The sequence below is a fragment of the Rubrivivax gelatinosus IL144 genome, assembly GCF_000284255.1.
GTDB lineage: Bacteria > Pseudomonadota > Gammaproteobacteria > Burkholderiales > Burkholderiaceae_C > Rubrivivax > Rubrivivax gelatinosus_A.
Map to the genome: position 1 here is coordinate 363,655 of NC_017075.1, position 13,395 is coordinate 377,049.

Annotated in this window: 12 protein-coding genes; 7 read left to right on the top strand and 5 right to left on the bottom strand. The window is 70.3% G+C overall.

The features are described 5' to 3' along the window. Positions 1-58: 58 nt before the first annotated feature. The 5 genes from RGE_RS01745 (at position 59) to RGE_RS01765 (ending at position 5,903) form a co-directional block, all read left to right on the top strand. Complete coding sequence (locus tag RGE_RS01745) at positions 59-1,045, top strand: DNA-directed RNA polymerase subunit alpha (RefSeq protein ID WP_014426577.1); 987 nt, start codon at positions 59-61, stop codon at positions 1,043-1,045. A 141-nt stretch (positions 1,046-1,186) separates the two neighbouring features. After that, on the top strand, positions 1,187-1,582 hold the full coding sequence (gene rplQ, locus RGE_RS01750) for a 50S ribosomal protein L17 (protein ID WP_014426578.1): 396 nt from the start codon (positions 1,187-1,189) through the stop codon (positions 1,580-1,582). A 298-nt stretch (positions 1,583-1,880) separates the two neighbouring features. Then, positions 1,881-3,020: an adenine nucleotide alpha hydrolase family protein gene (locus RGE_RS01755; RefSeq protein ID WP_014426579.1), complete on the top strand. Its 1,140-nt coding sequence runs from the start codon at positions 1,881-1,883 to the stop codon at positions 3,018-3,020. Between the two features lies 1 nt (position 3,021). After that, positions 3,022-4,152 (top strand): SDR family oxidoreductase, encoded by a 1,131-nt coding sequence (locus RGE_RS01760; protein ID WP_014426580.1) that lies wholly within the window; start codon positions 3,022-3,024, stop codon positions 4,150-4,152. Further along, complete coding sequence (locus tag RGE_RS01765) at positions 4,149-5,903, top strand: AMP-dependent synthetase/ligase (RefSeq protein WP_014426581.1); 1,755 nt, start codon at positions 4,149-4,151, stop codon at positions 5,901-5,903. Before RGE_RS01760 ends, RGE_RS01765 begins: the two co-directional genes overlap by 4 nt. A gap of 13 nt (positions 5,904-5,916) precedes the next feature. Here the strand turns inward: RGE_RS01765 and RGE_RS01770 are convergent, their stop codons facing one another. The 4 genes from RGE_RS01770 to RGE_RS01785 are packed head-to-tail and all read right to left on the bottom strand — an operon-like array spanning position 5,917 to position 10,163. Further along, a complete protein-coding gene (locus tag RGE_RS01770; RefSeq protein ID WP_052310947.1) occupies positions 5,917-7,176 on the bottom strand; it encodes a hypothetical protein in 1,260 nt (419 codons plus the stop codon). 23 nt (positions 7,177-7,199) lie between these two features. Continuing rightward, positions 7,200-8,006 (bottom strand): outer membrane lipoprotein-sorting protein, encoded by an 807-nt coding sequence (locus tag RGE_RS01775; protein WP_014426583.1) that lies wholly within the window; start codon positions 8,004-8,006, stop codon positions 7,200-7,202. Continuing rightward, a complete protein-coding gene (locus RGE_RS01780) occupies positions 7,999-9,414 on the bottom strand; it encodes an ABC transporter permease (protein ID WP_014426584.1) in 1,416 nt (471 codons plus the stop codon). Before RGE_RS01780 ends, RGE_RS01775 begins: the two co-directional genes overlap by 8 nt. After that, positions 9,411-10,163 (bottom strand): ABC transporter ATP-binding protein, encoded by a 753-nt coding sequence (locus tag RGE_RS01785; RefSeq protein WP_052310948.1) that lies wholly within the window; start codon positions 10,161-10,163, stop codon positions 9,411-9,413. The genes RGE_RS01780 and RGE_RS01785 overlap by 4 nt, the downstream gene beginning before the upstream one ends. 179 nt (positions 10,164-10,342) lie before the next feature. Between RGE_RS01785 and RGE_RS01790 the strand changes: the two genes are divergently transcribed. Next, the gene (locus tag RGE_RS01790) at positions 10,343-11,590 is read left to right on the top strand and encodes a glycosyltransferase (protein WP_014426586.1); all 1,248 of its coding nucleotides are present in this window, start codon (positions 10,343-10,345) and stop codon (positions 11,588-11,590) included. Between the two features lie 46 nt (positions 11,591-11,636). Here the strand turns inward: RGE_RS01790 and pepA are convergent, their stop codons facing one another. Then, the gene (gene pepA / locus RGE_RS01795; RefSeq protein WP_014426587.1) at positions 11,637-12,476 is read right to left on the bottom strand and encodes a flocculation-associated PEP-CTERM protein PepA; all 840 of its coding nucleotides are present in this window, start codon (positions 12,474-12,476) and stop codon (positions 11,637-11,639) included. A gap of 212 nt (positions 12,477-12,688) precedes the next feature. On the opposite strand from pepA, the gene RGE_RS01800 reads away from it, so the two are divergent. Further along, positions 12,689-13,375 carry an acyltransferase gene (locus RGE_RS01800; protein WP_014426588.1) on the top strand — a complete coding sequence of 229 codons (687 nt, stop codon included), beginning with the start codon at positions 12,689-12,691 and terminating at the stop codon, positions 13,373-13,375. Positions 13,376-13,395: the final 20 nt, after the last annotated feature.

Sequence of the window (13,395 nt, forward strand, 5' to 3'; positions counted from 1 at the left end):
GTCCATCAGCCTTATCGGTGTAACGAGCCGAGGGTATTGACAGGAAACCCAACACTCCATGCAAACCACTCTTCTGAAGCCCAAGGCCATTCACGTCGAGCCGCTCGGCGGCCATCGCGCCAAGGCGGTGCTCGAGCCGTTCGAGCGTGGCTACGGCCACACGCTGGGCAACGCGCTGCGCCGCGTGCTGCTGTCGTCGATGGTGGGCTATGCGCCGACGGAGGTCACGATCGCCGGCGTGCTGCACGAGTACTCGGCCATCGACGGCGTGCAGGAAGACGTCGTCCACATCATGCTCAATCTGAAGGGCGTGGTGTTCCGTCTGCACAACCGCGACGAAGTCACGCTGGTGCTGCGCAAGGAAGGTGAAGGCGCGGTCACCGCCGCCGACATCCAGACGCCGCACGACGTCGAGATCATCAACCCTGACCACGTGATCGCGCACCTGTCGCAAGGCGGCAAGCTCGACATGCAGATCAAGGTCGAGAAGGGCCGCGGCTACGTGCCGGGCAACCTGCGCCGCTACGGCGACGAGCCGACCAAGGCCATCGGCCGCATCGTGCTCGACGCGTCGTTCTCGCCGGTCAAGCGTGTCAGCTACGCGGTCGAGAACGCCCGCGTCGAACAGCGCACCGACCTCGACAAGCTGGTCATGGAGATCGAGACCAACGGCGCCATCACGCCGGAAGAAGCGATCCGCCAGTCGGCCAAGATCCTCGTCGAGCAGCTCGCCGTGTTCGCGCAGCTCGAAGGCCAGGTCAGCGACATCTTCGAACCGCAGCCGCAGCGCACGCCGAACTTCGACCCGATCCTGCTGCGTCCGGTCGACGAGCTCGAGCTGACGGTGCGTTCGGCCAACTGCCTGAAGGCCGAGAACATCTACTACATCGGCGACCTGATCCAGCGCACCGAGACCGAGCTGCTGAAGACCCCGAACCTGGGTCGCAAGTCGCTCAACGAGATCAAGGAAGTGCTGGCCTCGCGCGGCCTGACCCTGGGTGCGCGCCTGGAGAACTGGCCGCCGCAAGGTCTCGACAAGCGTTGAGATCGCGGGCCGCTCGCGGCCCGTCGCCGTAAGAACCGCTGCGGCTCCCGGACGGGAGCCGCGGTGTCGATAGGGGCCCAGTGCCCCGGTCCCGCTCCGGTACCTGATACGGCCGGAGTCTGATAACCAAAGGAACGCGCCATGCGCCACCGCCACGGACTTCGCAAACTGAACCGCACCAGCAGCCATCGCCTCGCGATGCTGCGCAACATGGCCAACTCGCTGATCCGCCACGAAGCGATCAAGACGACGGTGCCGAAGGCCAAGGAACTGCGCGCCGTCGTCGAGCCGCTGATCACGCTGGGCAAGACGCCGACGCTGGCCAACCGCCGCCTGGCTTTCGACCGCACCCGTGACCGCGAAGTCGTCAGCAAGCTGTTCAACGAACTCGGCCCGCGCTACGCCACCCGTCCGGGCGGCTACACCCGCATCCTGAAGATGGGCTTCCGCGTCGGCGACAACGCGCCGATGGCCTTCGTCGAGCTGGTCGACCGTCCGGAACCGGCCGCCGAAGAGACGACCGAAGCCGCCGAATAAGGCGGGCGGCCCATGCGGCCGCTCTGTCGAACGGCGCAGGTCGCGCCGCTGACGGCCCCCGCAGCGATGTGGGGGCCGTTTTCGTTTCAGGCGCGTGAATGCCCGGCGTGTGCCGGCCCGCCTCGACCGCATAGATGAGGGCGTCGGCCGGTCCAGTTCCCGGATTTGCCCTGTTCGGCGCGGTGCTATCGTCACGACGAGGCAGTCCTTCCGCCGACGTGCTGCCGGAGCATCCCCACTTTTCGGGTCGCCCCATGCCCAGACGCCCAGCACTTTCCACTACCGCAGAGGCGGCCGAATGAAGGCGTGCCGCCTGTGCCTGTTGCCCGAACAGGCGCCCGGTGCCGACCTGGACGCCAACGGCGTCTGCCGCTTCTGCCGTGAGCACGCGCCGGCCTCCGGCGAGGCGGCCGAGGCCTTGCGCCGCGCGCGCGAGGCCGATCTCGAGCGTGCGATCGAGGCCTGCCGTGGCCGGGGCGAGTACGACTGCCTGGTGCCGTTGTCCGGCGGCAAGGACAGCGTTGCGCTGATCCACAAGCTCAAGGTCGAATACGGCCTGCGCGTGCTCGCCCACACCACCGACATCGACATCGGCGAGGTGGCCTGGGCGAACATCCGGCGCGCCGTCGACCGCCTCGACGTCGAGCATCTCGTCTACCGCCCGCAGGCCGAGTTCTACCGCCGGCTATTCCGCTGGCTGATGATGAACCAGGAGGCGCGCGGCGCGGTGCACACGATCTCCTACGTGTACGCACCGCTGTTCGAAGGCAACGCGCTGCGTGTCGCCACCGACAAGGGCATTCCGCTGGTGCTGGCCGGCTACTCGCCCGGGCAGCCGGTGCCCGAGCGCATGGAGTACGAGTTCCCGCGCCTGGCGATCTCGGAGGTCGACTGGACGCCGCCCGAACTGGCCGCGTCCGGCGAGTTCGACGCCGCCGACCTGGCGCGCTTCTGGAACCCGCGGCGTTATCCGCCGGGCACCGTGTTCCCGCGCTACCTCGCGCCGTACCACGCCTGGCGCTACGACCAGGAGGCGATCATGAAGAAGGTCGTCGAGCTCGGTCTGATCTCGTCGACGAAGAACGCCAGCCCGGTGTTCTCCAACTACCCGATCAACTGGCTGCTGATGTATTCGGACCTCCGGAACTTCGGCTACAACCCGTACACGCCCGAGTTCTCGGCGCTGATCCGCGAAGGCAAGGCCAACCTCCGCTACTGGAGGGTGATGGCCAAGGTGGTCGACTTCATCACGCTGAACAAGGTCTACCTCGGCCGCCACGTCGCCCAGCACATGCGCTGGCTGAATCTGCGTGACGAGGACCTGAAGATCACCCGTCCGAGCCGTCGCGACTGGCCGGATTTCGTCTACGAGGACTGGGCGCAGGCGGCGCCTGGCGCCGAGCTGATCGCCGCCGCCGCGCCCTCGGCCGGCCGCTGACGTGCGCGAGATCTTCGTCACCGGTGCCACCGGCACCATCGGCAGCGCGCTGGTGCCCCGTCTGCTGCGCTCGCCGGACACCCGCGTTCGTCTCCTGGTGCGTGCGCGCGACGGTGCCGATCTGCAGCGCCGCATGGCGTCGATGCGCGCCTACTGGGGCTGGGACGAGGATGACGAGCGCGGGCGTCGCGTCGTCGCGCTGCGCGGCGACATCTGCGCACCGTGCCTGGGCTTGGCGCCACTTGAACACGCGGCGGTGGCGGCCGAATGCAGCCATCTCGTGCACTGCGCGGCCAGCGTCAACCTGCTGATGCCGATCGAGCAGGCGCGCGCCACCGCGGTCGCGCCGACGCGTGCCGTGCTCGAGCTGGGCCGCTTGGCCGCGAGCGCCGGCGTGCTGCGCAAGATCGACCTCGTCAGCACCGTCGGCGTCTGGGGCCGCACGCCGGGCACGATGCCCGAGCGCCCGTTGCCGGAGGTCGAGCGCTTCCACAACACCTACGAGGCGGCCAAGGCCGAAGCCGAACGTGTCGTCTGGAACGAAGGTGCCGACCTTCCGATCACCGTGCACCGGCCGAGCATGGTCGTCGGCGAGTCCGACAGCGGCCGGGTGATTCACTTCCAGGTCTTCTACCACCTGTGCGAGTTCCTCTCCGGCGTGCGCACCCGCGGCATCGTGCCGACGCTCGGTGCGATGCGACTGGACGTGATCCCGGTCGACTGGGTGGCCGCCGCGATCGACTGGGCCAGCCGCCACGAGGACACCGCCGGTTCGATCTTCCACCTGTGCAGCGGCCCCGAGGGCGCGATCGCGCTCGGCCCGCTGCAGGCCACCGTGCGTGAGCGCTGGCAACGCCAGGGGCGCACGCTGCCGCCGTTGCGTACCGTCTCGCGCCGCCTGCTGCAGCATGCCGTGCCGGTGCTCGGTGCCTTCGCCGGCGCCAAGGCGCGCCGCGCTCTGCGTGCGCTGCCGCCGGTTCTGGAGTACCTCGGCGAGGATCAGTCCTTCGCCAACGTGAACACCGCTCGCCGCCTGGCCGGCGCCGGCCTGCCGGTGCCTCCGGCCGCTTCCTATCTGGGCCCGGTGCTCGACTACTACCTCGCCAGGCGCGCGGCGGAGGCACGACGATGAACGGCACGCTGCCGGCGCTGCTGGCGCAACGGGTGCAGGCGACGCCCCAGGCCTGCGCGTTCCAGCTGGAGGACGCGTCCGGCCGCTGGCAGCCGCTCAGCTGGGCCCGCTTCGCCGAGCAGGTCGAGCAGGTAGGTCGTGGCCTCGCGGCCGCCGGCCTGCGCCACGGCGACCGCCTCGCGCTGGTGGCGCCGGTGTCGCTGCACTGGGAGCTGGTGCATCACGCCGCGCTCGCCCTGGGCGCGGTCGTCGTCGGCTTCGACACGCACGACCTGCCGTCGCGCATCGCCGACATGACCGAGCAGGCGGACATCGGGGCCTTCGTCGTCGTCGACGAGGCGGTGCTGGCCGAGGTCGGCGACGAGCGGCTCGGCGCCGCGCGCTTCGTGCTGCGCCTGCCCGCTTCGCGGGGCGAGCGGCGTGCCGGCACGAAGACCCTCGACTGGGACACGCTGATCGCCACCGCGCCGGCGGCCGGCGGCGACGCCGGGCCGGTCGTCGGCGCCGACGACCTGGCGACGATCATCTTCACCTCGGGCACCACGGGCCGGCCACGCGGCATCGCCTACACGCACGGCCAGGTCTGTCTGGCGGTGGACGCGATCTGCGCCACCTTCTCCTTCGTCGACGCGTCCAGCCGGGTGCTGTGCTGGCTGCCCTTGTCGAACCTGTTCCAGCGCATCGTCAACCTGGCGGCACTGCGCCAGGGCGCGGCGGCGTATCTGCTGGCCGATCCGCGGCGCGTGATGCAGGTCGTCGCCGGGGTCGAGCCCGATGTCTTCGTCGGCGTGCCGCGTTTTTTCGAGAAGCTGCTCGAAGGCGTGCGTTCCGGCGTCGACGCGCAGCCGCCATTCAAGCGCTGGGTGGCGCGCCGCGCCTGGTCGCTGGGCCGGCACATGGCCTCCTTCAGGCTCAGGCAGGAGACGCCGCCGGCGGTGCTGCGGCTGGCGCACGGGCTGGCCGAACGCCTGGTGCTCGCGCGCCTGCGCGCCAGCGTCATGGGGCCCCGTCTACGCTTGATGGTGACCGGCTCGGCGCCGATCGCGCCCGAGGTGCTGCGTGAGTTCCTGGCCCTGGGCTGGCTGGTGCTCGAGGCCTACGGCCAGAGCGAGAACATCGTGCCGATCGCGATGAACCGGCCCGATGACTTCTGTTTCGGCACCGTCGGCCGCCCGGTGAGGTCCAACGAGGTCGTCGTCGGCGAGGATGGATCGGTCAGAGTGCGTGGTCCCGGTCTGTTCCGCGGCTATCTCGGCGAGCCCCGGCCGGCCGGGTTCGACGCCGAGGGCTTCTACACCACCGGTGATCTGGGCGCCTGGGACGAGCACGGCCACCTGAAGCTGATCGGCCGCTCCAGCGAACTGTTCAAGACCTCGACCGGGCGCCGCATCGCGCCGGTGCTCGTCGAAGACGCGTTGCGCCGCGTGCCCGGTATCGACCAGGCGATGCTCGTCGGCGCCGGTCGCAAGTACCCGATCGCGTTGTGCACGTTGCCGGGACCGGTCGACGACGAAGCGCGCCGCCGGCTCGCTGCCGCGATGGCGGCCCAGGTGGCGCCGCTGGCCGAGGCCGAGCGCCCGCGCGGCGTCGTGCTCCTCGACCGGCCATTCGACATCGGGCGTGGCGAGCTCACGCCCAACCTGAAGCTGCGCCGCACCGCGATCGAAGCGCTGCACGCTCCGGCGATCGAGGCGATGTACCGACGCCTGGACAACCGCCCGCCCGAAGCCCGCGATCTGCTCGTCGGCTGACGGCCTCCAGGCTCTACAGGTAGTAGCGCAGCGACAGCTCCAGCGAGCGCCGCTGCGGGATGCTGCGGTAGACCGAGCCTGCGTCGCCCGAATGCACCAGCACCTGGGCCGCAAGGTCGAAGCGGTCCCAGCGGTGACGCAGTTCCAGCCACTGCTCGCGGCTGTCGGTCTCCAGCTCCTGGCGCACGAAGGCCGACAGGTCGAGCCGGCGCACGAACGCGTCCTTCCAGGTCGCGTAGACGAAGGCGCCGCGGCGTGCCGGCAGGTCCTGAAGGTCGCCGGCGACCGAGAGCAGCTGCAGCGGCGCCGCCGCGGCAATCGAAGGCAGCGCGTTCCACTGGCTGCGATCGGGGGCGGCGCTGGCGTACTGCGCCTCGACGGTCAGGCTGAGGTTGAACGGCGTCGTGTAGGTCAGGCCCAGCGAGGCTCGGCGCTGCATGCGGTCGCGGCCGCCGGTCTGCAAGGCCTGGTCGACCAGCGAAGGGCCCTTGCCGAACGTCGCCTCGCCGTAAACGACCACGGCGTCGCCGGCGAGCGTCGACAGGTTGAAGCCGAGCTGCGGGCTGGAGCCTTCGGCGCCGTGCAACAGCACTTCCGGCGTCCAGCCTTCGGCGATCTTGAGGCTGCCGGCGAGCAGCCAGCGGTTGCGAGCGTTGGTGGCCCCCGCGTCGAAGGCGAAGGTGTCGTCGTCGCGAACGCGCTCCAGTCGCGGCGACAGCGTCAGCGTCAGCCCGCCGGCCGGCCACAGCTGCTGGCCCTGCAGCACGACGGTGCCTTGTCGGTTCTCGCGCAAGGCCGCCGGGTCCGGCGACACGACGCCGCGCAGCGCCCCGGTCTTGAACCAGTCGGTCGGGTTGTAGCCCATCGCCGCGCCGTGGCGCACGTTGACGCGGCCGAGGTCCAGCGTCTGGCTGTCCGAGACCGACCAGCTGAGGTAGGCCTCGCGCACGGTGTTGACGCTGTCGATCGCCGGATCGGCGTTGTCGCGCATCAGGTCCAGGCGGTCGGACAGGACCAGGCGCAGACCGGGCGTCAGTGTGCCGTCGAAGCGTGCGTCCAGCGAGGCACGGCCGGCTGCCTTGGCGTCGGGGTCGGCGCCCAGGCGGCGCGAGAAGCCGGCGCCCTCCAGATAGGCCCGCCAGCGCTGCGCGGCGGCGGCCGGCGCGTCGGGCGCCTGGTCGGCGAGCGTCAGCGCATCGAGTTCGTCATTCGGTGCGTCCGGGGGCTCGGCGGCCATGGCCGAGAAGGCGAGTGCGCACAGGGCGGCGGACAACAGGCGGGCAGGCTCTCTCACGTTCACTCGGGTTTGAAGCGGGGGAGGAAGTCGCGTTGCAGCCAGGCGTCCGGCACCTCGCGAAGGGCCCAGTCACTGTAGCGCATGACCGTGACCCAGGCCGGGTCGAGACCGTCGATGATGACGACCTCCGTCGGCCGCTCGCGGCCGAGCTGCGGCTGGAACTTGCGATAGAACGCGGTCTTCAGCAGGTGGCCGCTCTGGGCGAAGAAACGCGCCTTCACGGGCCGTGCGCTGCCGACCTCGATCCACATCTCGACGCGGTGGTAGGTCACGTCGGGCGAGCTGGCGGCCAGCCCGAGCTTGTGGCAGTGGCGCGTCGTGCGTTCGCCGTCGACGACGTCTTCCTCGGCCAGCCAGCTGGCCTGGTAGTCGCGCGCGAGGTTCGCGGTCACGACGTCGCCGTTGGAGGCCTGGCCCAGCAGGCGCTGCTGCGGCGACAGGCGGATGCTCGCCTGGCTCGCCGGGTCGTAGAACCAGAGGTCGTTGCCGTTCTTCAGCAGCAGCTTGTTGGCATCGCGCTGCGGCGCCACGAAGCGGATCAGCGTGTTGAACTGGCCGCCGTTCGGGTCGGCCTTCGAATAGACGGACAGCGTGTTGTTGTCCGTCTGGCGTGCGTTGCGGTATTCGAGCAGGTTCACCGTGACCGAGAACGGCCGCGACGGGTTGCGCACGGCGTCGCTGGCGGCCAGCAAGGCCTGGGCGTCGGGCGCGGCGAACGCGGCGGGCACCGCCGCCATGCCGCACAGCGCGAAGGCCGCGAGGCGGGCCAGCGCCCGGCGCCGGTGGAGTCGGAGGCGTTCAAACATGTCGCAAGGCATCCACGATGTTCATGCGCGCGGCGCGCGCGGCGGGCAGCAGCGCCGACAGCGCGGCCACGACGACGAGGCCGACGGCGCCGATGGCGAGCATCGTGTTCTCGCCGGCCAGGCGTACGGCCAGCGGAACTTCCTCGATGCGGCCCGGCGGCACCCAGGTCAGCTCCAGGTGATTGATGAGCGAGGCCGCCGCCAGCGAGACGGCAATGCCCAGCGCCGCGCCGATGCAGCCGAGGATCAGGCCTTCGCAGACGAAGATCGCGCGGATGCCGCCGCGGCGCAGGCCGATGGCACGCAGCGTGCCGATCTCGGCGGTGCGCTCGACGACCGCCATGCTCATCGTGTTGCTCACCGTGAACAGCACGATCGAGCCCATCAGCACGGCGATGAAGCCGAAGATCGCCGCGAACATCGCCAGCGTCTGGCCGTAGAACGGGTTGAGCTCCTCGTAGTCGAGCACGGCGAGCGGCTCGTCCTTCAGCGTCGTGCGCAGCAGTTCCTCGACGCGCGCGCGCGCCGCCGGCAGCTGCGACGTGTGCTGCAGCTGCAGCGCGATCGCCGTGACCTGCGGCGGCGAGGCGCCGAAGACCAGCTTCTGCGCCTGCGACAGGTGCAGCGCGACGTAGACGTCGTCGTACTCCTTGACGCCCTGGAACTCGGCCGCGAGCACGCCGATGTCGGCCACGTTGGGCGCGCCGCGGGGGCTGGCCGCCAGCAGCTCGATGCGCGCACGGCCGCCGGCCGGAGGCGTCGCCACCGGCCGCGCCGTGCTGTCCGACAGCGCCACGATGTCGTCGGGCAGCGCCGCACCCGAGGCCTCCGGCACCGCCGGCGGCGGCGCGTCCGAGTTCTCGCAGTCCTTGACCTTCAGCGGCCCGCACAGCTTGAGCACCCGCGCCAGGCCGGTGCCGATGATCGCGGTGTCGCTGGGCGTGCCCGACAGCGAGAGGTTGCGCGATGACAGGTTGCGCTGGCCGTAGTCGTTCCACTCGCGCATCCGGTTCTGGTCGTCGACGACGATGCCGGTGACGTAGGCCGTGCGCGAGACGCCGGCGGCGAAGTTGCCGGCGATCGCGCCGAACTGCAGCGACGGCGTCACGACGACGAGCATCGGCCCGAGTTCCGGGTCGTCCTTCAGCGTCTGCATGATGCGTTCGTAACGCGCCACGCCGTAGGCCGCCGGGTTGCCGGTGCCCAGGCGGAAGTAGTCGCGGTGCTGAATCTGCAGATGCCCGCTGCCGACGACGAAGTTGGTCTGCAGGCTGTAGGTGATGTCGCGGATGTAGCCGCCGAACAGCAGCACCGCGGTCAGGCCGAGCACCATCGCGAACAGCGTCATCAGCGAGCGCCGGCGGTTGCGCAGCAGGTTGCGCCAGGCCAGGGACAGCGTGCTGTTCATGCCGGCGTGCGCGGCAGCATCTGCCGCCGTTCGATCGAGGTGATGCGGCCGTCGTGGATGTAGACGACGTCGTCGGCGGCCTCGATGACCTTCGGGTCGTGCGAGGAGAAGATGAAGGACACGTGTTCGCGCTGCTGCAGCTCGCGCATCAGCGCGATGATGTCCGCGCCGGTCTTGCTGTCGAGGTTGGCCGTCGGCTCGTCGGCCAGCACGATGCCGGGGCGGCGTGCCAGCGCACGGGCGATCGCGACGCGCTGGCGCTGGCCACCCGAGAGCTGCCCCGGACGCTTGTGCACGTGGGCCTCCAGGCCGACCGAGGCCAGCAGCGCCAGCGCACGCTCGCGGCGCTCGCGCGGTGCCACGCCTTCGAGCGTCAGCGGGTACTCGACGTTCTCGAAGGCCGTCAGCACCGGCAGCAGGTTGAAGTTCTGGAAGATGAAACCGAGTTCGCGCCCGCGGAAGTCGGACAGCTCGTCATCGCTGAAGGTGTGCACGCCGCGGCCGGTCACCATGATGCGGCCGCTGCTCGGGCGGTCGATGCAGCCGACCAGGTTCAGCAGCGTCGTCTTGCCGCTGCCCGAGGGGCCGGAGATCACCGTGAAGCGGTCGCGCAGGATGACGAGGTTGATGTCGACCAGCGCCGGCACCTCGACGGCGTCGAGTCGGTAGATCTTGGAGACGTCGCTGAGCACGATCGGGTGCACCAGCGATCGGTTGCGGTTGGGGCGCTTGTCTTCCTGGGGCTTCATCGCGACGTCGTCGGCTCGCGGTCGGAAGTGCCGGGGCGGCAAGTCGGCCGCCTTCGGAGCATCCCGGGATCGTAATGGAACGCCGTCGGCCGGAGCCCTCGCGTCAACGGGCGAATCCCGGTGCATTCCCGGCCGTCGGCGGCTGCGGCGGGCGCCCGCTTCGCCCGACAATCGATCGCATGCACGAAGGAAGGCGATCGCCGACGCGCAAGCCGCGGATCCTGTTCATCGCCGAGGCCGCGACTCTTGCGCACGTGGTCCGCTCGGTGGTGCTCGCCACGACGCTCGACGCCGGCCGCTACGAGGTCGGCTTCGCGACCGCGCGCGACTTCCGCGCCCACGCCGAGGCCGCCGGCCTGGCGGTGCGCGAGCTCTACAGCATCGGCACGCGCGCCTACCTCGACGCCGTGAGTGCCGGGCGCCCGGTGTACCCGTACGCGACGCTGGAGCGCTACGTCGAGGACGACCTGCGTGTCATCGCCGAGTTCGAACCCGACCTGATCGTCGGCGACTTCCGGCTGTCGCTGGCGGTCAGCGCGCGGCTGGCGAAGACACCTTACCTGGCGATCTCGAATGCGTACTGGAGTCCGCTGGCCGACGCCCCGTACGAAGCGCCGGTGCATGCGGCGACGCGCATGTTCGGGCCCCGCATCGTCGGCACAGCCTTCGACGCCCTGCGGCCGCTGATCATCGCCCAGCACGCCTGGCCGATGCGGCGCCTGCGCCGGCGCCACGGCATGCCCTCGCTGGGCCTGGATCTGCGCGCCGTCTTCACCGAGGGCGACACGACGCTTTTCGCCGATGTGCCGGCCATGGTGCCCACCGCGGCGGCGGCGTCTGCGGCGCGCTACCGCTACATCGGTCCGGTAGTCTGGTCCCCGCCGGCGCCGCTGCCCGAGGGGCTGGACGGCGAGGACGGCCGGCCGCTGGTCTATGTCTCGTTGGGCAGTTCTGGGGACCCTGCGGCGCTCGGTCTGGTCGTCGACGCCGTCGTGGCCTGCGGCGCGCGCGCAGTGGTGGCGGCGCCCTCCGGCTGGACCCATCGCCACGGCGACGCCGTCGTCGCGCGCAGCGTGCTGCCCGGCAGCGAACTCGCGGCGCGCGCGAAGGTCGTTGTCTGCAACGGCGGCAGCCCCGGCTCGCACCAGGCGCTGGAGCAGGGCACGCCGGTGCTCGGCATCCCGGCCAACCTCGACCAACTGCTCAACATGCGCTACCTCGTGCGCAGCGGTGCCGGCCTGTCGGTGCGTGCCGACGAACTGTCGCCGGCGTCGCTGCAGGCGTCGCTGCGGCGCCTGCTGTCCGAGCCCGCGTTCGGCGACCGCGCGCGCGCGGTGCAGCGCGAGTTTGCGCATTACCCCGCGCGGGAGCTGTTTCCCGCCGTCGTCGACACGATGCTGGGCCCCGCATCCGGGGCCCGGACATGAAAAAGCCGGCCCGAAGGCCGGCTTGCATCGGCGGCTCTGTCTCCGATCAGGCTTGGTTGCGGCGACGGCGGCTGTAGCCCAGGCCTGCCAGCGCCAGGCCGACGAGGGCCAGCGACGCCGGTTCCGGAACGGCTTGGAAGGTCTGGTTGCCGTCGGCCTGGAAGATCAGCGGGTTGGTCGGGATGCCGCCGCCGTCGACCCAGGTGGTCGGAGGCGTCCAGTCGGTGGTGTTGCCACCGATCTGCAGCGTCGCGACGGCATTCGAGGTGTCCAGCGCCGGGTTGAAGTACGCGTCCTTCGTGCTGTCCACGTTCGTGAAGTCGACGTCGGCCGCGAAGTTGAACACGCCGGTGCCCGCGTTCGTGCCGGTGACGAAGAAGCCGCCGGCCAGGCCCGGGAGGATGTTGCCCGAGATGATCAGCGTGCCGTCGAGGAAGCCGGTGCCGGTGGTCAGGCTGGCGTTGACGTTCTGGTCGAAGTAGATCGCGAACGAGCCGCCGACCGCGGTGAACGTGGCGTTCAGGCAGGTCGAGGTGCCGACAGCGCCGGACCAGGCATTGCAGGTCTGCTTCTCGAGGATCGTCGCCTTGATCGTGAACTCGTAGTTCGAGCCCAGACCGCTGCCCGCCCAGCTCGGGCCGCCGGCGAGCTTGATCGCTTCGGCGGAAGCGAGGTAGGTGGTGGTCGACACGGTGGCGCCGTCGAACACCGGGGTCGTCGAGATGGCGGTGGCGTTGGACTGCCAGTCGAAACCGCCGAAGGGATCGACGGTGTAGGTGGTGCCGTTGTCGGTAAAGGTCAGGCTCGGCGCAGCCTGGCTGGGAGCGGCGACGGCCAGCATCCCCAGAGCGCTGAGTGCCGCCGCGAGAGTCTTGATGTGCTTCATAAGGCTTCCTTGGTGGTGGGCGACGAGAGCCGTCGGCGGGCAAAACAACGCAAAGGGTGTGCCAGCGGTCATTCTTCCTTGCAGATCAAGCACTTGGGTTCTCTCGTCGGCCCGCTGCCACGGCCGCTGTAAAGCGGCCCGACACCCGGCGGCGGCTGACGCGGGATCGCGCGGGAGCACACAATGCGCCGGCGACGACTCCCGGTTTCGCCATGCGCAAGATCACAGGCCTTCAGATCGTTTGCTTCAGCACCATCTTCGCGATCGTGCTCGCGCTGGCGGGCGGCGGCAGCTGGTGGCTGCTGCGCGACCTGCCGCTGGGCCGCTTCAGCGGCGTGGCGATCGTCGCCGTGGCCGTGCTGGCGTTCTACCTGCTGTCGCTACTGGCCTATCGGCTGTTCCTGGCCGTGATGCCGCTGCAGCTCGGCACGCTGGCGCCGGGGTCGCGCGCCGAGTTCGCGGCGCAGGTCAACATCCTGTTCTATCTGATGGTCTTCAACTCGCTCGTGAGGACCCATTTCGTGCCGGTGCCGCTGATGCGGCTGGTGTACCTGGCGCTGGGCGCGCGGCTCGGCCGCGACAGCTACAGCGCCGGAGCCCTGCTCGATCCGCCGCTCACGTTCATCGGCGACCGCTGCATCGTCGGCCACGACGCCGTCGTCTTTACCCACGTCATCGAGGGCGACCGATTCGAGCTCCACACGGTGCGCATCGGCCATGACGTCACGATCGGCGCCCATGCGGTCGTGATGCCGGACGTCGAGATCGGCGATGGCGCCATCGTTTCCGTCGGCGCGGTCGTGACCAAGGGCTCGCGCATCGGCCCGGGCGAGATCTGGGGCGGCGTGCCGGCGCGGCGCTTGTCGCAGCGTCCGCCGCCCAAACCGCCGATCCCATGATCGCGGGGTCCGGTCGCGCC

Excerpts from the sequence above, each read along its gene's own strand:
- RGE_RS01755 (WP_014426579.1), top strand. The coding sequence starts at position 1,881 with ATGAAGGCGTGCCGCCTGTGCCTGTTGCCCGAACAGGCGCCCGGTGCC.
- RGE_RS01780 (WP_014426584.1), bottom strand. The coding sequence starts at position 9,414 with ATGAACAGCACGCTGTCCCTGGCCTGGCGCAACCTGCTGCGCAACCGC.
- RGE_RS01800 (WP_014426588.1), top strand. The coding sequence starts at position 12,689 with ATGCGCAAGATCACAGGCCTTCAGATCGTTTGCTTCAGCACCATCTTC.
- RGE_RS01765 (WP_014426581.1), top strand. The coding sequence starts at position 4,149 with ATGAACGGCACGCTGCCGGCGCTGCTGGCGCAACGGGTGCAGGCGACG.
- RGE_RS01745 (WP_014426577.1), top strand. The coding sequence starts at position 59 with ATGCAAACCACTCTTCTGAAGCCCAAGGCCATTCACGTCGAGCCGCTC.
- RGE_RS01790 (WP_014426586.1), top strand. The coding sequence starts at position 10,343 with ATGCACGAAGGAAGGCGATCGCCGACGCGCAAGCCGCGGATCCTGTTC.
- pepA (WP_014426587.1), bottom strand. The coding sequence starts at position 12,476 with ATGAAGCACATCAAGACTCTCGCGGCGGCACTCAGCGCTCTGGGGATG.
- RGE_RS01775 (WP_014426583.1), bottom strand. The coding sequence starts at position 8,006 with ATGTTTGAACGCCTCCGACTCCACCGGCGCCGGGCGCTGGCCCGCCTC.
- RGE_RS01785 (WP_052310948.1), bottom strand. The coding sequence starts at position 10,163 with ATGAAGCCCCAGGAAGACAAGCGCCCCAACCGCAACCGATCGCTGGTG.
- rplQ (WP_014426578.1), top strand. The coding sequence starts at position 1,187 with ATGCGCCACCGCCACGGACTTCGCAAACTGAACCGCACCAGCAGCCAT.